The organism is Clostridium sp. OM02-18AC (genome assembly GCF_003481825.1).
Classification (GTDB): Bacteria; Bacillota; Clostridia; order Lachnospirales; family Lachnospiraceae; genus Brotaphodocola.
Window position 1 is genome coordinate 49,635 of record NZ_QULW01000009.1, and the last position, 21,133, is coordinate 70,767.

Consider the following 21,133-nt stretch of genomic DNA (forward strand, 5'->3'; position numbering starts at 1 on the left):
TCCAATGGACAATACAGCTTCAATGGAAGAGAAAATGTCAATAGAAGGGATAGTCTCAAAGGAAGAGAAAGTTCCCAAAGAACAGGCAGGTGCACTTGAGCAAAAAGAAGAAAAAAAGTGCTGCTGCTGTCATAAAAAGAAAGAGCGTTCCGAAAAGGAATACAAGGACCTGATCCACCGTTTAAACCGCATCGAAGGGCAGATCCGCGGAATCCGCAATATGGTGGAGCAGGATGCCTATTGTCCGGATATTCTGATCCAGGTGGCAGCGGCGAATGCAGCGCTCAACAGCTTTAACAAGGTGCTTTTAGGGAATCATCTGCGTACCTGTGTGGCGAATGACATCCGTGAAGGACATGATGAGACGATTGACGAACTGCTGAAAGTTTTGCAGCGTCTGATGAAGTAATAGCCGTAGTCTGAGTGCCATAGAAACGGTGCAGGAAAAAAATGGAGAGCGAAAACGCTGTAAGTGTTTTTGAGATAGAAACAAAGAAGGAGGAATTTGCAAGCAATATGGAACAATATACAGTAACCGGGATGAGCTGCGCAGCCTGCAGCAGCCGCGTGGAAAAAGCGGTTTCCAAGGTGCCGGGCGTGACATCCTGTTCGGTCAGTCTTCTGACCAACTCCATGGGAGTGGAGGGGACAGCAAGTGCAGCTGATATCATTTCGGCAGTGCAGGAAGCCGGATACGGTGCATCGTTAAAAGGTACCGGAAAAGACGGAGCAGTCAAAGCGCAGGCGCTGGATGCAGAGGAAGCATTAAAGGACCATGAGACACCGGTCTTAAAGCGCAGGCTCTGGTATTCCCTGGGATTTTTGATCGTGCTCATGTATTTTTCCATGGGTCACATGATGTGGGGATGGCCGCTTCCGAAGTTTTTCGATGGAAACCATGTGGCCATGGGACTGATCCAGTTGATCTTAACTGCCATTGTCATGGTCATCAACCAGAAATTCTTTCTCAGCGGATTTAAGAGCCTCTGGCATAAAGCGCCGAACATGGACACGCTGGTGGCGCTTGGTTCCATGGCAGCGTTTGTTTACAGTACCTATGCACTGTTTGCCATGACCGATGCCCAGGTAAAGGGCAATGCAGATGCGGTCATGAGCTACATGCATGAATTTTATTTTGAGTCCGCAGCCATGATCCTGACACTGATCACAGTCGGAAAGATGCTGGAGGCCCGCTCTAAGGGCAAGACAACCGATGCGTTGAAGAGCCTCATGAAGCTGGCTCCGAAGACGGCGGTGGTGGTGCGCGGCGGCGAAGAAGTTACCGTTGGCATCGAGGAAGTCCAGAAAGGCGACGTGTTTGTTGTCCGCCCGGGTGAGAACATTCCGGTGGACGGTGTGGTGTTAGAGGGCAGCAGTGCTGTGAATGAGGCGGCCCTGACCGGCGAGAGCATACCGGTCGATAAGACGGTGGGAGGCAGTGTGTCTGCCGCAACCGTGAACCAGTCCGGCTTTATCCGCTGTGAAGCAACGAGAGTCGGTGAGGACACTACCCTTTCCCAGATCATCCAGATGGTCAGCGATGCGGCAGCGACCAAGGCGCCGATCGCAAAGGTTGCTGATAAGGTATCCGGTGTGTTTGTGCCGACCGTCATCACGATTGCGGTGCTGACCACACTGGTATGGCTGTTTGCCGGACAGAGCATTGGCTTTGCTCTGGCACGCGGCATTTCCGTGCTGGTCATCAGCTGCCCGTGTGCGCTGGGCCTTGCGACTCCGGTTGCCATTATGGTAGGAAACGGCATGGGCGCGAAGCATGGCATTATGTTTAAGACCGCAGTTTCCTTAGAGGAAGCTGGCAAGATGGATATCGTGGCACTGGATAAGACCGGTACCATTACAAGCGGTGAGCCGAAGGTGACCGATGTGGTCCTGGCAGAGGCAGACAGTGAGCAGGAACTTTTGAAACTGGCTTATGCATTGGAAAAGAAGAGCGAGCATCCGCTTGCCCGTGCGATCAATGAGCGTGCAGAGGCAGATGGCATTACCGCAGGTGAGGTGGAAGACTTCGCAGCCCTTCCGGGCAATGGACTTTCTGCCATTTACGAGGGCAGCGAACTCTGCGGCGGAAACTTCACCTTTATCGGCAGCGTTGCATCCGTATCTGATGAGATCCGGAAAACGGCAGATCAGCTGGCAGAAGCTGGAAAGACTCCGCTGTATTTCAGCCGGGACGGCAAGCTTCTTGGTATGATCGCGGTGGCCGATGTCATCAAGGAGGACAGCCCGCGTGCCGTGAAAGAACTGCAGAACATGGGCATCCGCGTGGTGATGCTGACCGGAGACAATGAGCGCACGGCAAAAGCCATCGGCGCACAGGCCGGTGTGGACGAAGTCATCGCCGGAGTGCTTCCGGAGGGCAAGGAAAGTGTCATCCGTTCTTTAAAGGAGCAGGGCAAGGTAGCCATGGTTGGAGACGGCATCAACGATGCTCCGGCCCTGACGCGTGCCGATATCGGAATCGCCATCGGCGCAGGAACCGATATCGCGATCGATGCAGCCGACGTGGTTCTGATGAAGAGCCGGTTAAGCGATGTCCCGGCAGCGATCCGGTTAAGCCGCGCAACGCTGCGTAACATCCACGAGAACCTGTTCTGGGCATTTTTCTACAATGTGATCGGAATCCCGTTAGCAGCCGGAATCTGGTATCCGCTGTTTGGACTGAAGTTAAATCCGATGTTCGGCGCGGCGGCTATGAGCCTTTCCAGCTTCTGTGTGGTAACCAATGCCCTGCGTCTGAACCTGTTCAAGATGTATGACGCATCCAAAGACAAGAAGAAAAAACAAAGCAGACCACATGATGAAAGTCATGTTGATCATAAAGAGAAAAAGGAGAAGAGAACTATGACGAAAACCATGAAAATCGAAGGAATGATGTGCGGTCACTGTGAGGCAAGAGTGAAAAAGACTCTGGAAGGCATTGAGGGCGTAACCGGCGCAGAGGTAAGCCATGAGAAGGGAACCGCAGTCGTTACCCTGGAGAAAGAGGTCGCAGACAGCGTGCTGAAAGAGGCTGTAGAGGCACAGGATTACAAGGTGGTATCTGTAGAGTAATCGTAAGTAACGTGACATGTGCGGAAGTTCCCTGTTTTACAGGAAGCAAAGCGAAACGTCCGGCGCATGCATGATACAGCTTAAGTTGCGGCTGACAAGATCATGCGGCTGTCTGGGAAAGCACAGGCAGCCGCAGACATTGAAAAAAGAAAAAACTGGATTTGGGTCAGAAATCCAGACGAAACAATCAGGAGGAAGAGCCGTGTCACATTCACAAAATTCTATGGGCTACATGGTGGTGCTTTGCATCATCCTGTACATAGTGGGCGTATCCATTTATCTCTTCGTAAAATTTGTAAGAAAAAAACTAGATGAGGCGAGAGACCGCAGATTCCAGAGGGAACATCAGGGAAGTCCGATGACAGAAATAAAAACGGAAGATCCGTCGGAAAAGCAGATTCATTCATAAGAAAGAAAAACTGACAGAAAAAGAAGACAGAAGGGAGCAAGCTATTATGACAGACATGATTGTAATCTTAGTCATTGCAGTATTTGTACTTCTTGGTGTAAAATCCACCATCAAGCATTTTAAAGGCGAGGGAGCCTGCTGTGGAGGCGGCGGTGGAAGCCTTCCGCCGGAGAAGAAAAAACTTGAGAATCCGGTCATCGGAAAGAAGACCGTTAAGATTTCCGGCATGCACTGCGAACACTGCGTCAACGCAGTCACCGAAGCCATCAACAAGATTGACGGTGCATCCGCAGAAGTCAGCCTGCACGGCAAAAAAGCCGTGGTAAGCTATGACCGCGAGCTGGATGAAGCACTGCTCAAAAAAACGATTGAGGATGCCGGGTATAAGGTGGAAGCGATCAAATAACAATTTGATTAACTTTAATAGGGCCGTGTGAGTTGCCTTTCGGCAACTCACACGGCTCTTGTCATATGTTAATATTGTTAAAAATTGTGATTGCATTTTTGAAAATTTTATGATATGATAACTTTCGTCGTGAGACGCGGGTGTAGTTCAATGGTAGAACACCAGCCTTCCAAGCTGGATACGTGGGTTCGATTCCCATCACCCGCTCTATTTTTTTGGGAAGTCCGATGAATTTACGGATTTCCCTCTTTTTTTGCCTGTTTGGAATTTATTGAGATTTTCCATCAACAGCGTTATAATAAAATAACATAGTTGCGAATCAAGCGTTATGGGAATTCGTACAAAACGGATAACAAACAGAATGGAGGACGAGCAGATGAACGAAAATATGGCAAAAAGAAATGAATGTCTGGCCAAGACGGTGATCAAGGGTCTGGAGTCACGTAACATGTCTGGTTATTATGCGGCAAACAAAGAAGAAGCATTAAAACAGGCATTGCAGTTGATTCCGGAAGGCAGCAGCATTGCCATGGGCGGCTGCACCAGTGCTCATGAGATCGGACTGATCAAGGCTCTGGAAGAGGGAAATTACCATTATATTGATCGTGCAAAACTGGAACCAAGAGCAGGATTAATGGCAGCTTATGATGCTGATATTTTTCTTAGCAGTGCCAATGCCATTACGGATGATGGTATTATGGTCAATATCGATGGAAATTCCAACCGCGTCTCCTGCATTGCACAGGGACCGAAAAAAGTTATTTTCATTGTAGGAATCAATAAAGTCTGTGCGGATCTGGACAGTGCCATGAAGCGTGCAAGAAACGTAGCTGCTCCAATCAATGCCCAGCGCGTGAAAAGCAACACGCCATGCAGCAAAACGGGTACATGTATGGACTGCAAATCTCCGGATACGATCTGCTGTCAGTTTCTGATTACAAGATATTCCAGACATGCAGGAAGAATCCATGTTGTTCTGGTAAATGATGCATTAGGATTTTAACAACATACTGCAAGAATTCTCTTATTCTTTATAAGTGATGAGATGAACTGCAGACAGGAAACTTAACGGCAGTGGGGGAGAAAGTATGATTCAGGATCGTTTATTTGCATTGCAGGATCAGATATATGGTGATTTCCATAGTAAGCTGCTTCCGGGAATCTCAAGGGACCGTGTGATCGGAATCCGTATGCCTGCTATGAGAAAACTGGCAAAGGAATTTGCCAAAGAGGAGGAAGCGGACTGTTTTTTACGACAGCTTCCGCATACCTATTACGATGAAAATGTGCTTCATGCGCTCTTGCTCATGGAAATAAAAGACTATGAGGAGTGTATGAAAGCGGTGGAAGCATTTTTGCCCTATATTGACAACTGGGCGGTATGTGACTGCCTTTCCCCGAAGGTTTTTCAGAAGCATAAAAAAGAACTCCTGGAAAAGATCCGGATCTGGGTCGCATCCGGGCATTCTTACACTTGCCGTTTTGGCATGGGGATGCTTATGCGCTGGTTTCTGGATGAGGATTTTAAGCCAGAATATTTATGTCTGCCTGCATCCGTATGTTCGGAGGAGTATTATGTTAATATGATGACTGCGTGGTTTTTTGCGACTGCGCTGGCGAAACAGTGGGATGCCACGATACCGTATTTTGAAAAGCCGCATCTGGATCGATGGACTCACAACAAGGCCATTCAGAAAGCACGGGAAAGTTATCGCATTACGCCGCAGCAGAAAGAATATCTGAAGACGCTGAAAATATAAACAATATTGCACAGTAAATAGCAATAAGTCCAAAAGCCCCACTACATAAAAAAATGCAACCACTACTGAAATGGCAGAGATAGGCTAACTATCTGCCAAGATTCAGACAAAGACGGAGAAGATGCTGAGGGAAGCGAAAGAGTGTTTAAAAAGAAAGCATTTTTCTTTCGGTTTTCACAGGTAGAACCAATACGGAGGGCAGAAGATGAATGTGAAAAAGTATGATGTCAGAGTAAGGGAAAGCCGGATACCGTATCTTGTAGCGGTAGGAAAGACAAGGATTACCGATGAAGATATGCACCAGTCTTCAAAACGGATAGCAGATGTGATAGGGACGGTATACCATGCGGACCGATTGCCGGAAGAGCATATGTTTTTGCTGTCGTTCATAACCATCCGAGTGGAGACCCAAGCCCATCAGATGCAGATATTAAAATAACAGAACAAATTGCCATGGCTGCCAAGGTATGCGGCGTCGATATGTGCGACTATATTATTATAGCCGGGGCACGGAAAAATACATATTTTAGCTTTCGTGAGAATACGGGTATTTTGCAATAATTCGCACAGGCTAAGTGATGCGGGTACAGGGGAGCCCCTGTGCCCGCGAGGGAACCCCCCCCGTAAAAACTTTTGCTAAAAAGCTATCAAAATCCATATATATTTGACAGTTATTGTGGAAAAGAGTATTATTTAAAATGAATTTTGTCATAAAGATAAGGTCGATAAAATTAAGCGCTTATATAATGAGAATATGGGATTCCTTTTATGTTACAGTGGGACCACACACTTTCAAAATGTATTCGCATGAGGAGGAGGAATACCATGAAAAAGAAAAAGTTACTGTCGTATATCTTGTCTACAAGTCTATTGATTTCTCTTACATCCAATCCAGTTTTGGCTATGACTGGGGGGGGGGAAAATATCAATCAAGAGATAACATCTGTACAGGAAAATCAAGATAATAATTCCAATCAAAACGAAAAAGATCAGGAGTCAGATTCAAAGGATATTTCAGATTCCAAAGACCAGGATAATGAACCATCATCGGATACTCCGGATAAATCGGAAGAAGACTCTGATAGCGGGGACAAAGAATCTGATCAGGACAAGGGTTCGGATAAAGCTGAAAAAGGATCTGATGCTGATGATCTGAATAAAGATCATAAACAGGATGATCCGGAATCGGAGTCAGATAAAGGCAAGGATTCCACAGATTCTGACAAATCAGATAAGGAAGATGATAAAGATCCAGTAAAAGAAGATTCATCTGAGAAAAAGGATGATGTATCCGATTCAGATTCGACAGATCAGGAAAAGAAAGATACTGAGAATGAAGATAAAACTGGTGAGAAACAGGAAGATGATTTAGAAACATCTTCTGGTAAGAGTGATTCTTCATCAGAGACCCAAAAAGAAGAGGAAGAAGCAGATCCGGATTGTGCCCAGTTGGAAGGCTGCGTGAATGGGAAACACGATAAGGATTGTCCTTTGTATGAAGAAGATGTGGATTTGATTCAGGACGCTGAATGCGCGCATCTGGAGGGATGTGTTGGTGAACTCCACGACAAGAATTGCCCGCTTTATGAAGAGCCGGATATGGAGAAAGAATGTCTGCATCTGGTTGGCTGCGTGGACGGAAAACATGATCCAGATTGTCCATGTTATAAAGAAGCAGATCCGTTGATGCTTGCCAGTGGCGTTCAGGTAGCGGATGCAATCTATCTTGATGCAAATGCAGGAAACGATTTAAATGATGGTAAAAGCAATGATATGGCTGTTCAAACCTTGGAAAAGGCTTATGAATTAGCTGAGGATGGAGATACCATTTATTTACTTTCTGATATTGAATCGACAGCAACGGTAACAATGTCTGGGAATAAGTCTGTAATTTTGGAGGGTATACCTGATAATAGCGGTAATATCCCAGAAATCAAATGCGAGAATAAAACATCAGCCCATGGTCTTTATATGCTCGAAATCGGAGAAGAGACAGGTGCTCCGCAAGAAACAAATATCACAATTACAAATTTGAAGATTGATGCGAATGAAAATGACATTCGTTGTGTGAGAATTTGTCCAGGTGCAGAATTGACCCTAGAGTATGGAGCCACTGTTTGTAATGGACGGGCAGTTAGTCAAACAGATTCACCAGGACCGAGCGACTTAGGTGGAGGCATTGTTGTTGATAGCGATGCAAGATTGGTCATGGAAGAAGGATCTTCTATTACAGGGTGTTCTGCAGAATGGGGTGGCGCTGTTTACTTAAGTGGTGAAATGGAAATCAATGGAGGAGAAATCAGTAATAATACAGCAGTTGGAGGTATTGGGCGATTTGGCATTACGGAACAGGGCAACGGAGGTGCAATTGCAATGTGTACCTGGCGTGCAGATTATGCTACTTTTAGCGATTTTACAGCAAAATTAACCATGACTGGAGGAAATATTACTGAGAACAAATCAACAAGTGCTATAAATGGATTTGGTGGAGCAGTTTCCATTATCTGTATGGATCCTGATAACACAATTGAATTTAGAATGTCTGGAGGTACAATTTCTCAGAATCAGGCTGGATATGGTGGAGCCATCGCAGTGTTTGCTGATGGAAGCGCTTATCAAGGAAGTGCAGACGTGAAGATTTCCGATAAGGCTGAAATTAGAGAAAATAAAGCAAGAATGTATGGTGGTGGAATCTGTTTGTGGGGAAGTGAGTTAAACGGACACAAAAGCACTATTGAAATGGACGATGGTTTGATCGCTGAGAACAGTACAAATGATAATTCGGGATGCAGAGGCGGCGGAATTTATCTTAAAGCAAGAAGTGATGCATTTTATATGACTGGTGGTGAAATATCTGGCAATAAAGCAGGAAACGGTGGAGGTATTTCCATTGGCAGTGATAATGCATCGGCATATTTACTCGGTGGTGTCATCCAGAATAACACTGCGACAAGCGGATACCCGTTTATCGATAATCCACCGGAAACTCGTAAATATTATGGCAATGCGATAGAACAAAATGGAAATTTATACCTAGATGGAACTAAGGCAGAGATTCATGGTGATATTCGTCTTTGCTGTGCTTTTGATATATGGGATTACAATAAGATTTCAACGAATTACGTCCTAACATTAGTTGGCGCATCAGACGATATGAATGATTATGAACTTACATCTCTTGCCAATGAATCGCTGGATGGAAGAGTTGTTGTAGTTCCCGGAAGTGTTACATATGATGGGACGGACTATTCTGTTGATGATGCCGAGCCGTATGTTTCCCATTTTAAACACAATCATAAGAGAATTGTTACCAATACAGATTACATAAATCAGGTTCCAACAGGTACGAATCATGAAAAGAGCCTGGTTCTGTATGGAAAACATGCTGTGGAAATCACCCCGATGGATATTACCATTTACGTCGGTGGAAATGGGTATGATGGTGTGATTGGTTCTGATGGTCAGTTTGCTACAAATGATCTTCCAGAGATCGGATTTTACCTGACACTTCCGGATGAATTAAATGAGCTGCTTGGAAGTACGCAGGAAGAACCGAAAGACCTTAGTGACTATGTTGCCCTGACTTATAACGACAGTTCTAACCGCACAACGCGTGACTGGGCTTTACAGTTATATGGAGAAGAGGACAGCAGTCTGGCAAAGGTAGATGGCCAGCATGTTTATATTTACAAGCTGATGTCGAGTAAAATAAATGGCACGGCTGAGCAGATACCGCTTCGTATGCAGTTTACGGATGAAGCTGGCAATGTTATGGTAGATTCCAAATTCCCTGTCAATGACACAGACCAGTTCCGTGACTATAAAGTTGATTTTTATTCCGGAGATTTGGATGCAAAGTTTTATAACGTTACCGTCCAGGTTAATGGAAGCACGCAAACATATCCGGTCATTTTGAACAGCGGAAGTTTGAAAGTACGTGGAAACAAGGATCAGACCTATCGGGATATTTCCGATACCATGCCAAGTGTGGATCCGCAAAACAAAGGAGTTATCCTGGCAGAGACAGCACAGGATAATACGCAGTATTTCATTAATAAAAGCAATGTGAATGCAGACCCTGCAGGCGTAAAACTTCTGGTTGATCACAGCCTTGATGATACGCTGTTGACTGCTTACCTGAATCAGAATAAAAATGCGGATGGTAAATATGTTTATCAGTTCAGGTACCTTGACCTGGTTGATACACATAACGGAAACGCATATATGACGATGGCAGGTGGTCAGAAGATGAACATTTACTGGCCGGTTCCGGAAGATGCGAAAGAAGATTCTACATTCCATATTGTGCATTTCGGAGGATTGAACCGAGAGAGCAATGCGGATATGAATGATTTACTGAGAAATCATATTCCGGAAGAATTATCCAGTGAAAAAGTTTTCATTGACGGTCAGGCGTTCATTAAGTTTTCGGTTGGAAGTTTTTCACCGTTTGCCTTGATGTATGAAAATGGCAGCACATCCGGTAATGGAGGAAATTCCGGTAACAGCGGCACATCGAATGGAAATAATGGTTCTTCTGGTGGAGGAAGCAGTTCATCTGGCAGTGGAAGCAGCGGTAGTCATTCCAGTGCTGGATCCGTTACTGCAGGAACCACACAACAGGAAAAGCCGGAAGAAACTAATCTGGCAGAAAATGTATCTGCAGTGGATAATACAGACGAGATAAAAGAAGAAAATCAGGTTGAAACTGCACTTCCAAAAACAGGTCAGTCAGATAACTGGTCTGCAGTGCTTCTTTTCAACAGCGCAATCCTTCTTCTTTTCACCTGTTTTTTTAAGAAAAAAGAACACTAACAAAAAAATGAAGCTGGGCAGCAAAAGTTGCTGCTCAGCTTCTTACAAAGCAAAAGAGCGTATATATTGCGAGAATATGTGATTCCTTTCTTCATTGGGACTATTTAATTTCAAAATATATACATTCGGAGTAAGAAAGGAATAATATGAAAAAGAAAAAATTATTATCGTACATCTTAACTACAAGTCTACTGATCTCTCTTACTGCTAATCCGGTATTATCCATGGCCGAGGAAACAAATCTGAGCCAGGAAATTACGGTTGATCAAGATAATCCTGATCAAGATTCTAAATCCCAGAACATTTCATCAGAAAAAAATGCAGACTCAAAAGATAAAAACGAGAACGATGGATCAGACCGTGGTGATGAAATAGAACCGTCTGAAGATGGAAAAACAGAAGATCTGCAGGAAGATGAAGACAAAGCCAATTTATCTTCTGGAAAAGATGAAAAGCCGGATCTGAATGGATCGGATGGTGACCAATCAGAAGAATCGAAGAAAGATTCGATAAATGATTCTTCTGAGGAAGACTCTGATCAGGCAGATGCAGACTATGGCAGATTGGACGAAGATGAAAATATTGATCCTGATTTTAGTCAGCCAGTTGAAAATCCAGAGGAATCTTCTAGTGCTGCAGGTACTACTGCAAATTCTGGAAGTACTTCGGGCGGTTCTGGAACATCGAAAAAGAATGATGCTGATTTAGATGAATGTGAGCATTTAGAAGGTTGCGTGGATGGCAAACATGATCCAGAATGCCCGTTATATGAAGGAGAAGTGGAACTGCCGTCAGAAGCCGAATGTGCGCATCTGGAAGGGTGCGTTGGTGAACTTCATGACAAGGACTGTCCGCTCTATAAGGAGCTGAATGCTGCACTTTCAGCAAAACTTCCTTTGGCAGTACAAGAAAATATTTATGAAAATGTTTCTATCACTGTTGATGGAGTCGAGTATCGGTTTGATTTTTATCCAGATACTCACGAAGCAACATTGAAAGGGATAACAGATCCAAAGGCAACTACAGACGTTGAAATACCGGAAAAAGTAAGTTATCACAATGAAAATGAGAGCGATGATGAAGAATATACGGTAACAAAATTAAGCTTTGGCTTTTGGGCGTCTACGTGTAACAATGTTACTAAGCTGAATATACCAGACACCGTAGAAACATGTAACAGTTATTTTAGATGTTTTTCTAACTTAGAAGAAATTACAATTCCAGGATCGGTAAAAACATTTTCCGGAAACTTTCAATCTATGAACCATTTGAAAACTATAACTTTTGAAGAAGGTGTAGAAGAACTTGCCGGAAATTCACTGTTAAGTAATTGTGCTGTAGAAACAATTCATTTACCAGATAGTTTAAAAAGAATCACTGCACCTAGTGCGTTTTCTGGTGCTTCAAAATTAAAAACGATAGAACTTCCAGAAGGAATTGATATTCGTGAAGGAAGCTTATTTGCAGAAGATAGTTCACTTGTTTCAATAACATTGCCTGCGTCAATTACAAAAATCAATGGTTCCATGTTTAAATATTGCAGTAGTCTGGAGACTGTAACTGCAGAAGGAACCATTACAGAAGTAGGTCAAGAGGCATTTAAAAATAACACAAAGCTGACCAATATTCCAGATCTTAGTCAGGTCACATCCATGGGGACTTTTGCATTTTCTGAATGTAATAATCTGAAAGGCGAAGTTAATTTAGCAAGTTTGAATGATATTCCATATTGTGCTTTTTTAAATACACCCATTGAATCGGTTGTTTTGAGTGACAGTCTGCAGAAGATTGATGATGAGGCATTTTCAGGTACTAAAATAGCCTCGATCACATTTCCGGAATCACTGACAGCCATTGGAAGTAAATCTTTTGCAAATACTCTGCTGAACCAGGATACCTTAATCATTCCGGATAATGTGGCAACGATTGGATCGTCTGCGTTTTCTGGCGCAACCATCAAAAAACTTGTTTTGGGAAGTGGTTTGACTAATACATCAAATAATGAATTTGCAGGGATAGATGGATTGGAGTCTGTAACGGTTCAAAATAGTTCAGATGTATTGAATCTTTCCAATGCAGGTCTGCCGCAAAATGTAACCATAAATTATACGATTCCATCTATTTCAGATACAGTAGGTGATACGATTTCCAGTGAGGCAGGTGCTCCAAGTCTGCAGAAAGCTGTAGACACTGCAGCGGATGGAGAAACCATCAAAATTAAAAAAAATATTAAGCTGAGCAGTCAAGTTACGATTCCACAAGGAAAATCGATTACAATTACTTCTGATGATGATTATACGATTGTCGGCGTAAAAGACGGTACTAAGCCGGAAAATTTATTTGAAGTGTTAGAAGGAGCAAATGTTATTTTTGCCGGGAAACTTATTTTATCAGGTAGGTATAATGACAAGAGCATTATAAAGAATCATGGTACCGTAACGATTACAGATGACGTAACCGTTCGGGATGCAACCATAAAATATGATGAAACCGGTGCGCTGGAAAATAGTGGGACCAATGCGAAACTTGTTATTTCAGGCGGGCAAATCACAAACAACAAAATCATAAATCATGCGGAGTATAGTGCGACAGTCCTGATCAAAGATGGTGCTGCTTTTGAAATGACTGGTGGCAGCATTCAAGATAATAATTCTGTTAATGCAAATTACTCCCATTCCACTGGTGGCGTGTTCTTTTTTGGTGCGAGCAAAGGGGAAATGTCAGGAGGACGCATTCAAAGGAATATTGGACATCGCGGCAGCGTTGTAGTTCTTAGCAATGACCGCGGTGCTGATCAGCAAGCAGCGTTTACGTTATCTGGTGATGGATTGATCACAGAAAACAGTGGTACTTCCGGTAATAATGTTGATGCAGGTGGGGCTGTATTTATAGAAAATAATGCAGTATTTGAGATGACCGGTGGAAAGATAACGAATAATCATTTCATTCAAGGCGGCGGAGTTTGTGTCGTGGATGATGGAGTACAAGACAGCACAATTGAAGAATATGGCACTGCGTTTGTAATGAATGGAGGTACAATATCTGGAAATCACGCATCCAATGGTGGCGGAATTTATAGTTTTTCTAACAGAACCGTTCTTAATTCTGGAAAAATAGTAAATAATACGGCAGGTGTTTCAGGCGGAGGTATTTATTCCGAGGGAACACGTAATAATGGCTACAGTTCTATGCATTTATATAATGCGATTGTTACAAATAATACAGCCCAACAGGGAGGTGGCCTGTGGTTTTGCGCAACTGGTACCACAACCCTGAATATCAAAGATGGTATTGGCATCTTTGAAAATAAAGCGGTGGAATCAGATGATAAAGCAGCCGGTGATGATCTGGTATTTAGTGTTTTCGGTAATGGCGATCCCGACTATACAGCTACATTATCAAGTCGTATGTTAGGTGGCGGTGCGATCCAGTGGTATCCGGATGGCAAAATATATAATGGAGTCACCTCATCTTATCCAAGAGTGATTTCTGATATACGCTATAATAAAGATGATCCAACAAGTACAGCATTAGAGTCTGGAAAACTGGCAGATATTCAGACGAGTCAGGCTTTAAAAACGATAATGTCTGCGGATGCACAGAATCTGGCAGAGAATGAAGCACAGTTATTCATAGAGGGAAATACAGCAAAATATGGCGGAGGCATCGGTGCAAACGGAGGCATTATTGTAGGAGAAGATGATACGATTGATATATTGGTCAAAAAGGTCTGGAACAATGCTCCGGCTTCTGGAACGCCGGATTCGGTTACAGTTCGTCTGATAAATGAGGGGCATGTGATTGACCGGGCTGTTTTAAATGCAGCAAATAACTGGGAGTATCAGTTTGAGGATCTTCCGGAAGGATATTCTTATTCTGTATCAGAAGTTGTTCCTGCAGATTATACGCCAACGGTATCTGGAAATCAGACAGAAGGATTCCAGATATTGAATACCTATACTCCTGGAACACCTGCAGAACCGGAAAAACCGGATAATGGAGGAACAAATCCTGGAAATTCAAATCATGGATCAGGAGGTTCTGGTTCAAGTGGCTCTGGCAGTTCAGGAGGATCTGGAAGCAGTACAAGAACGGCACAAGTTGTTGAAACAACTCCGGTTGAACCGGTAAAAGAAGATATACAGCCGGTTCCAGAAGATATTCAACATGAAGATTTTGCTTCCGAAGCTAATATTGCGCTTCCAAAAACCGGACAGGCACCTAACCAGTCCGCACTTGTATTTTTCTCCAGCGCATTGCTTTTACTTGTTACATTGATTTTCAAGAAAAAAGAAGACTAATAAAGAAACTTATGATTTTCAGATCCTTATGGGGCTGGTAATAGGAAAGTGCTTGTGTGAGAATATCCATCAAGCACTTTCTTAGTGTTGCGTTAACATATCAAGCAGTATAATCATTACGGACTGTTTGTCAGCATGATTTACAATTTTGTTTTACGGGGGAAGAGATGAAAACGATGAAAAGAAATACGGATCGACGATGTTGTTTTATGTTATGTTTTTTGGGACTCTTACTATCGTTCTCATTTCCTGCGTCAGCTGCTGATACAGCAGAAAAGGTTGTACGGGTTGGATGGTATGAAGATTCTTACAATGTTACAGTGAGATTTTTAACTTGTACTTCACGATCATGCAAATTTATTTGAATCTTAATATTGATTATATAAAGAAATTTGTGTATAATTTTGTTATCATATAAGGGGGTGTTTTTATGCCAACAATCAAATCCAGTGCTGATCTAAGAAACAATTACAATGAAATTTCAACTCATTGCCACACTTACACTGAGCCAGTTTTTATCACTAAAAACGGAAAAGGTGACCTTGCCGTGATGAGCATTGAAGCCTACGAAGCACTAACAAGCCGCTTTGAGTTATACGATCAGATTCATGAAGGAATGGATGATATTAAATTCGGAAATACACGACCGTTTTCAGACGCATTATCAGAGATCCGGAAAGGACGTCGTAGATGAGTTATACAATCCACATCACTGCAACAGCAGAGAGAGATCTTCTGAAAGCAGCCGACTATATAGAATTTTCCCTTAAAAATCCGGATGCTGCAGACCACTTACTGGATACTGCAGATGAACAAATTTCTTCTTTAGCTGAAATGCCTCAGAGATACCGGATCGTAGATGATCCAGTCTTATCCAGTTGGGGAATCCGTTTCATAAAAGTCAATAACTATCTGGCATTTTATACTATAGATGAAAATAAACAGTTAGTAATCATCGTGCGTTTTCTGTATCAAAAAAGTAACTGGGCTTTTATCCTTCATCACGGGATTCCGCTTCAATAAAGCCAAATGGCCAACTTGAAAAGAAAAGGGGCTGTGAAAAAACATAGCCTATAAAAAAGAAGGGGCGTGTGAAAAAATGAGAAATCATTTTTTACACGCCCTGGATGTATGTTACACACGGAATTTTCAGTTACATTGCACATCGAGGAGGCGCTAGTGGCGCGTCCGCTGATTCAGAAAATTCTATCTACGACAGCTTCCAAATCTCTTCATTATACTGTGCGATTGTCCGGTCAGAAGAGAAGAATCCAGCCTTGCTGATGTTGACGAGCATCTTCTTCGCCCATTCGGTGCGGTCAGTGTAAGCGGTGTAGGCCTCTTCGCGGGTCTTCACATACTCTTTGAAATCCGGGAAAGTCATGAACCAGTCTTTGTTTAACAGTTCTTTGTAGAGACGCTCCAGGTTTTCTTTCTGGCCGATCTTAAGCAGCTCTTTTCCGACGATGAAATCGACAGCGGCTTTTAAGTCTTTGTCTTTCTCGTACCAGTCTTTGGACTTGTAGTCGCCGCGCCCGTAGCGGGCAATGACGGTCTCGGAGGATTCGCCGAAGGTGAAGATGTTGTCTTTTCCGACCAGTTCAGCAATCTCCACGTTTGCGCCGTCCATGGTTCCAAGGGTCAGCGCACCGTTTAACATGAACTTCATGTTGCCGGTTCCGGATGCCTCTTTGGAAGCCAGGGAGATCTGCTCGGAAATGTCGCAGGCCGGGATGAGCTTTTCAGCCAGGGTTACATTGTAGTTTTCCACCATGAAAACTTTCAGGTGTGGACTTACCTTTGGATCTTTGTTGATAAGTTCCTGTAAACATAAAATTAAGTGGATAATGTCCTTTGCAATGACGTAAGCGGGAGCTGCTTTGGCACCAAACAGTACGGTGATTGGTGTTTTCGGGATCTTTCCGGCTTTGATCTCCAAGTATTTGTGGATGACATAGAGGGCATTCATCTGCTGGCGTTTGTATTCATGCAGACGTTTTACCTGGATATCGAAAATGGAATCCGGGTTTAACACCAGTCCCTGGGTCTCTTTTAAGTAGGAAACCAGCTGTGTTTTCTTTTCGGTTTTAACTTCCAGAAGCTTGTTTCGAATAGCCGGATCGGACACGAAAGCGCCCAGTTTTTCCAGCTCCATGGCATCTTTTTTCCAGCCTTCCCCGATAAGGGAGGTAATGAGAGCGGAAAGCTCCGGGTTGCAGGCCATGAGCCAGCGGCGGAAGGTGATGCCGTTGGTCTTGTTGTTGAAACGTTCCGGGTATAGTTTGTAGAAGTTGTTTAACTCCGTATTTTTCAAAATCTCAGTGTGCAGGTATGCCACACCATTGACGCTGTAGCCATAGTGGATGTCCATATGCGCCATGTGCACCAGTCCGTTCTGGATGATGTAGGTGCTCTCGTCCTTTACAGTGGCACGAATGCGGTTGTCCAGTTCACGGATGATCGGCATCAGCTGCGGTACTGCTTTTTCCAGGAAGGAGATCGGCCATTTTTCCAGAGCTTCTGCCAGAATGGTGTGGTTCGTGTAAGCACACACTTTGGAAACGATGGAGATCGCCTCATCCATTAAAATACCGTGCTGTCCTAAAAGGCGGATCAGTTCCGGGATGACCATGGACGGATGCGTGTCGTTGATCTGAACAGCAGCGTAGTCAGCCAGGTCGTGCAGGTTGGAGCCGCGGGCGATACACTCATCTAAGATCAGCTGGGCTGCGTTGCTGACCATAAAGTACTGCTGGTAAACACGCAGCAGACGTCCCTTGTCATCGGAGTCGTCCGGATAGAGAAACAGGGTCAGGTTTTTCTCAATTTCAGTTTTATCGAAGTCGATGCCATCTTTGACAATGCTCTCGTCTACGGATTCCAGATCAAAGAGGCGCAGGCGGGTGGAGTGGTTGTTGTAGCCGGTCACATCCATGTCATAGAGGCGGGAGGTAACGGTAAAGCCGCCGAACGGAACCTGGTAACTAGTCTCGGTTTTGGTGAGCCAGCTTTCTTTTTCAATCCACGGGTTCGGAGTTTCCTGCTGGAGATGCTTTTTGTCGAAGACCTGCTTAAACAGGCCGTAATGGTAGTTTAAGCCGACGCCGTCTCCGTTTAAGCCGAGTGTGGCAATGGAATCCACAAAGCAGGCAGCCAGACGTCCAAGACCGCCATTTCCAAGTGATGGCTCCGGCTCCAGCTCCTCAATCTCTGCAAGGCTCTTGCCTGCGGCTTCCAGTTCTTTTTTGACATCATCGTAAAGCCCGAGGTTGATGAGGTTGTTGGAGAGCAGCTTGCCGATTAGAAACTCTGCGGAGATGTAGTAGAGTTTGCGCTTGCCGGAAGATGTTTTGGATTTTGCAAAGATGGCTTTTGCAGTGTCTGCTTCTGCAGAGGAGGCAATTGCTTTTTCATCCATATCTTCCTTTTCTTTCGCAAGTTTTTTCACCTGTTCCAAAAGGCAGAGGTAGATTTCCTCATTGGTGCAGGATGCCAGCGGCTTTTTATATTTTTCCTTTACAGCTTTGGTCAGATTCATGATCGTGAAAAACTCCCTTCTTTGAAGTGTAATGAATCACAGAATGAAAAAATTAACAAACTGTCTATATTATAACAAAGTGGGCTATGGGTGCGCAAGAGTGAAAATGAGATGAGAACAGTAACAATGAAACCTAACAATGAAAATATCTACGGCAAGAAAATTCCACCGGCTGCATGGCGACAGAAAATCCCCGGCGAAGCAATCGGAGAAAGATTCGCCGGGGATTTTTGTGTCCCTGTTTTCAAACAGATTCGAAAACAAAGACAAGTTGGGGATGATTTATTACAATTTTTTGAGACAGGCAATTTATAAGAGATAAGCGCAAAGAATGTAGGCCAGGGACGATGTGATCGTCACAATCGGGAAAATCAGCAGTCCATAGCTCCATACCCATTTCGGATCATCTTTCATACAGTCGGAACCAAGGTAGAGTGGTGCCGACCCGCCTGCTGCCATGGTAAGGAATGCGCATAATGCAGACATAACAATGGCTGGAATGAGGCAGCTTGGGTTGATTCCAATGGTTGTTGCATATTTGATCAGGAACGGACCGACTACGGTACCGATGATGACTGCAGTTGCCGTGTTGGAAAATACATTGGTGCACAAAAGCGTAGCTGCTACCAGAATTACAACAAACAGCGGGAATGGCATGTTGCCGAATACATGATTCATGATCATGCTGAGCCAGTTTCGGATTCCAAGTTCTTCATTGGCAATCATGCCGCCAATGGCAGTAAATGCGCATACACACATGACAATGCCCCAGTTGATGGCTTTTCCCATGGCACGCTCTACATTCAGGAGTGGTTCGCCGTTGATGTGGATCAGTGCCATAAGGATCAGCATCAGAACAAACCAGAAGCCCTGTCCGATGCCATTTATGATATCATAGCCTGGCATGGATTTGGGAAGCCAGATCATAACAACGGAGTAAGCAATTCCAACCAGGAAGATCAGGAAGGTTACTGACTGGCGTTTATTAAAGCTGGTACCGCCGTGTGCACAGATGGATGCGACATCGGCATCTTTCATTTTGGAAAAATCCACACGGAACAGAGGTTTCAGGCAAAGACCCAGTGAGACGGAAATAAAAAGTCCGGACACGATTGCAGAAACCAGATAAGAAATCTGATCGATCTCAACGCCGGCCTCCAAAAGTCCGGGAGCCAGAAGGTTGTAGATCATCATGGCCATACCTTTAAATGGCAGAATTCCGCCGCCTACAGAAGAGGCAATCAGGGCTCCGGTTGTCATGGCTTTCTTCCATTGGCTTTTATCATCGTAACCGACGGATTCAGCGATGGAATTGACCATGGCAACGCTGAAGAGAAATGCGCCAAGGGCACTGGCCAGGGCACCGAGGGTCGTTACTGCGATCATAAAGACACAGGTAAAGAGGACCGGATGTCCGTTTAATGCTTTCCTTGAGATCATCCAGCGCGCAAGGACGCTGTCTGCCCCGCTTTCGGTCAGTGCAAAGAGCAGGACAAAGATGATGATCAGCTGCCATACCGTTGGACTTCCGAGGGTTGTCTGAATGATGGTGGTGCCATCGGTGTAACCGGTAAGAAGCATGGCAAACATGATGATGAAAGAAGGAATGACCATGCCAAAACGGTTTGCGATCAGCCAGATCCCTCCGATGAAGATTCCAATGGCACGGACTCCAAGACGTGTGATCCCGCCCCAGGTCGGGCAGAATGCTCCAAAGAGAAAAATGAAACAGAAGCTGATTGCCAGGTGAAGCAGTTGTTTCTTTGTATAAGCGTTACTTCTTCGATTTTCCATAGGATACCTCCTGGTTATTTGCGGACCGGCTGCGGCGGGAGCAGATCATCTGCTTCTTTTGCCTGTTTTTTCATGGCAGCCAGGCAGTTGTCGGTAAAAGCTTTTTCATAATATTTGTAGTTCTCTTCTCCAAGAACGAACGGGTTTGGGATTCCGTCTGAAATGGTGCGGAGAATCTGCAGTCGTTCCGTTCCCTTGTCCACAAACGGATGGGTGGAGATTTCCGCGTCACAGTGCATCTGCCCGGTTTTTTCGGCAAATTTTAAGGTGGATTCCAGATAGAGCACTTTATCGCTCATTTTATAAGGAATTCCGGTTCCGCCCCACATGGCGACCATATGCGGACGGCCTTCATCGGTGACCGGAAAGATGAAGCTCATCCCTCCCGGGGTATGTCCCGGAGTCTGACAGCAGTAAATCCGGGTATTTCCAAGGGGAAACCAGGTATCATCTTCCAGATATCCGTCGACATCCCATTTCAGGACACCGGTCCGGTTTCTGGTATCCTGTTTGGCAAAAGCAGTATCGGTTTCGGACATATAGATTTTGCAGCCGGTCTGTTCCCGGAACCAGTCCGCTTTTCCGTAGTGATCGCCGTGTCCGTGTGTGATCAGGATGGCTTTGAGATCTTTCAAATCCAGACCAAGCTGTTTGAAACCGGAAACGATCAGGTCACGGTGTTCATCGAGCGGCTCCATACAGTCTAATAGAATCAGTCCATCGGAAGTCTCCAGAACAAAACATCCGACATTGGGAGTTCCGATGAAGGAAAGCTGGTCAAAAAATCTGGTAGCAGGAAATGGCTCTACGTTCTGATCGAAAAGTGGTTTATGCGGAAGGGGAGTCCGCCAGGAAGCTGGTGTATTCATTGCATGCACGTCCTTTCTTCTTTAGATTAACAATAATTTATCAAAGTTCCTGCACTTAAACAATGTGTGCAGCATGAACGGAAATTTCACAGCGTAAATGGACGATTTGACGGAGAAAAGAAAATCGGGTATGATATTTTGTAGAAAAGGTCTAAGAAAAGAGGAACCC

At 44.4% G+C, this 21,133-nt stretch carries 15 protein-coding genes and 1 tRNA gene; 13 read left to right on the forward strand and 3 right to left on the reverse strand.

Features of this window, described 5'->3' with window-relative positions; translation table 11 throughout:
• Nucleotides 1-34: 34 nt before the first annotated feature.
• From DXB18_RS07915 to DXB18_RS07975, 12 genes are all read left to right on the forward strand, one after another.
• Nucleotides 35-409 carry a metal-sensing transcriptional repressor gene (locus tag DXB18_RS07915; RefSeq protein ID WP_118707164.1) on the forward strand — a complete coding sequence of 125 codons (375 nt, stop codon included), beginning with the start codon at nt 35-37 and terminating at the stop codon, nt 407-409.
• Between the two features lie 107 nt (nt 410-516).
• Complete coding sequence (locus tag DXB18_RS07920; RefSeq protein WP_118707166.1) at nt 517-3,072, forward strand: heavy metal translocating P-type ATPase; 2,556 nt, start codon at nt 517-519, stop codon at nt 3,070-3,072.
• Between the two features lie 202 nt (nt 3,073-3,274).
• The gene (locus tag DXB18_RS07925) at nt 3,275-3,481 is read left to right on the forward strand and encodes a hypothetical protein (protein WP_147353393.1); all 207 of its coding nucleotides are present in this window, start codon (nt 3,275-3,277) and stop codon (nt 3,479-3,481) included.
• A gap of 46 nt (nt 3,482-3,527) precedes the next feature.
• Entirely contained in the window at nt 3,528-3,887 is a 360-nt protein-coding gene (locus DXB18_RS07930; RefSeq protein WP_118707044.1) for a heavy metal-associated domain-containing protein, read from the forward strand.
• Nucleotides 3,888-4,023: 136 nt separating this feature from the next.
• Nucleotides 4,024-4,094, forward strand: a tRNA-Gly gene (locus DXB18_RS07935).
• Between the two features lie 169 nt (nt 4,095-4,263).
• Nucleotides 4,264-4,890 carry a lactate utilization protein gene (locus DXB18_RS07940; protein WP_118707046.1) on the forward strand — a complete coding sequence of 209 codons (627 nt, stop codon included), beginning with the start codon at nt 4,264-4,266 and terminating at the stop codon, nt 4,888-4,890.
• An 85-nt stretch (nt 4,891-4,975) separates the two neighbouring features.
• On the forward strand, nt 4,976-5,647 hold the full coding sequence (locus tag DXB18_RS07945; RefSeq protein ID WP_118707048.1) for a DNA alkylation repair protein: 672 nt from the start codon (nt 4,976-4,978) through the stop codon (nt 5,645-5,647).
• A 205-nt stretch (nt 5,648-5,852) separates the two neighbouring features.
• Entirely contained in the window at nt 5,853-6,086 is a 234-nt protein-coding gene (locus DXB18_RS07950; RefSeq protein WP_118707050.1) for a hypothetical protein, read from the forward strand.
• Nucleotides 6,087-6,472: 386 nt separating this feature from the next.
• Nucleotides 6,473-10,462 (forward strand): hypothetical protein, encoded by a 3,990-nt coding sequence (locus DXB18_RS07960; protein WP_118707054.1) that lies wholly within the window; start codon nt 6,473-6,475, stop codon nt 10,460-10,462.
• A 146-nt stretch (nt 10,463-10,608) separates the two neighbouring features.
• Nucleotides 10,609-14,763, forward strand: coding sequence for a leucine-rich repeat protein (locus DXB18_RS07965; RefSeq protein WP_118707056.1), 4,155 nt, complete (start codon nt 10,609-10,611; stop codon nt 14,761-14,763).
• A gap of 430 nt (nt 14,764-15,193) precedes the next feature.
• The gene (locus DXB18_RS07970) at nt 15,194-15,457 is read left to right on the forward strand and encodes a type II toxin-antitoxin system prevent-host-death family antitoxin (protein WP_118543287.1); all 264 of its coding nucleotides are present in this window, start codon (nt 15,194-15,196) and stop codon (nt 15,455-15,457) included.
• The gene (locus DXB18_RS07975) at nt 15,454-15,786 is read left to right on the forward strand and encodes a type II toxin-antitoxin system RelE/ParE family toxin (protein ID WP_118543286.1); all 333 of its coding nucleotides are present in this window, start codon (nt 15,454-15,456) and stop codon (nt 15,784-15,786) included. Before DXB18_RS07970 ends, DXB18_RS07975 begins: the two co-directional genes overlap by 4 nt.
• Before the next feature lie 187 nt (nt 15,787-15,973).
• Here DXB18_RS07975 and DXB18_RS07980 read toward each other — a convergent pair whose 3' ends face one another.
• Nucleotides 15,974-18,301 (reverse strand): glycogen/starch/alpha-glucan phosphorylase, encoded by a 2,328-nt coding sequence (locus tag DXB18_RS07980; RefSeq protein WP_118707058.1) that lies wholly within the window; start codon nt 18,299-18,301, stop codon nt 15,974-15,976.
• Nucleotides 18,302-18,412: 111 nt separating this feature from the next.
• Here DXB18_RS07980 and DXB18_RS07985 point away from each other — a divergent pair, with 111 nt between their 5' ends.
• Complete coding sequence (locus tag DXB18_RS07985; protein ID WP_147355230.1) at nt 18,413-18,616, forward strand: hypothetical protein; 204 nt, start codon at nt 18,413-18,415, stop codon at nt 18,614-18,616.
• Here DXB18_RS07985 and DXB18_RS07990 read toward each other — a convergent pair.
• Together DXB18_RS07990 and DXB18_RS07995 are read right to left on the reverse strand one after the other, a co-directional pair.
• Entirely contained in the window at nt 18,611-20,095 is a 1,485-nt protein-coding gene (locus DXB18_RS07990; protein WP_118707062.1) for a hypothetical protein, read from the reverse strand. The two genes, DXB18_RS07985 and DXB18_RS07990, sit on opposite strands and share 6 nt — an antisense overlap.
• A 14-nt stretch (nt 20,096-20,109) precedes the next feature.
• Nucleotides 20,110-20,964: an MBL fold metallo-hydrolase gene (locus DXB18_RS07995; protein ID WP_118543283.1), complete on the reverse strand. Its 855-nt coding sequence runs from the start codon at nt 20,962-20,964 to the stop codon at nt 20,110-20,112.
• Between the last annotated feature and the right edge of the window lie 169 nt (nt 20,965-21,133).

Excerpts from the sequence above, each read along its gene's own strand:
- DXB18_RS07915 (WP_118707164.1), top strand. The coding sequence starts at position 35 with ATGTCAATAGAAGGGATAGTCTCAAAGGAAGAGAAAGTTCCCAAAGAA.
- DXB18_RS07920 (WP_118707166.1), top strand. The coding sequence starts at position 517 with ATGGAACAATATACAGTAACCGGGATGAGCTGCGCAGCCTGCAGCAGC.
- DXB18_RS07930 (WP_118707044.1), top strand. The coding sequence starts at position 3,528 with ATGACAGACATGATTGTAATCTTAGTCATTGCAGTATTTGTACTTCTT.
- DXB18_RS07940 (WP_118707046.1), top strand. The coding sequence starts at position 4,264 with ATGAACGAAAATATGGCAAAAAGAAATGAATGTCTGGCCAAGACGGTG.
- DXB18_RS07945 (WP_118707048.1), top strand. The coding sequence starts at position 4,976 with ATGATTCAGGATCGTTTATTTGCATTGCAGGATCAGATATATGGTGAT.
- DXB18_RS07950 (WP_118707050.1), top strand. The coding sequence starts at position 5,853 with ATGAATGTGAAAAAGTATGATGTCAGAGTAAGGGAAAGCCGGATACCG.
- DXB18_RS07960 (WP_118707054.1), top strand. The coding sequence starts at position 6,473 with ATGAAAAAGAAAAAGTTACTGTCGTATATCTTGTCTACAAGTCTATTG.
- DXB18_RS07965 (WP_118707056.1), top strand. The coding sequence starts at position 10,609 with ATGAAAAAGAAAAAATTATTATCGTACATCTTAACTACAAGTCTACTG.
- DXB18_RS07970 (WP_118543287.1), top strand. The coding sequence starts at position 15,194 with ATGCCAACAATCAAATCCAGTGCTGATCTAAGAAACAATTACAATGAA.
- DXB18_RS07975 (WP_118543286.1), top strand. The coding sequence starts at position 15,454 with ATGAGTTATACAATCCACATCACTGCAACAGCAGAGAGAGATCTTCTG.
- DXB18_RS07980 (WP_118707058.1), bottom strand. The coding sequence starts at position 18,301 with ATGAATCTGACCAAAGCTGTAAAGGAAAAATATAAAAAGCCGCTGGCA.
- DXB18_RS07985 (WP_147355230.1), top strand. The coding sequence starts at position 18,413 with ATGAGAACAGTAACAATGAAACCTAACAATGAAAATATCTACGGCAAG.
- DXB18_RS07990 (WP_118707062.1), bottom strand. The coding sequence starts at position 20,095 with ATGGAAAATCGAAGAAGTAACGCTTATACAAAGAAACAACTGCTTCAC.
- DXB18_RS07995 (WP_118543283.1), bottom strand. The coding sequence starts at position 20,964 with ATGAATACACCAGCTTCCTGGCGGACTCCCCTTCCGCATAAACCACTT.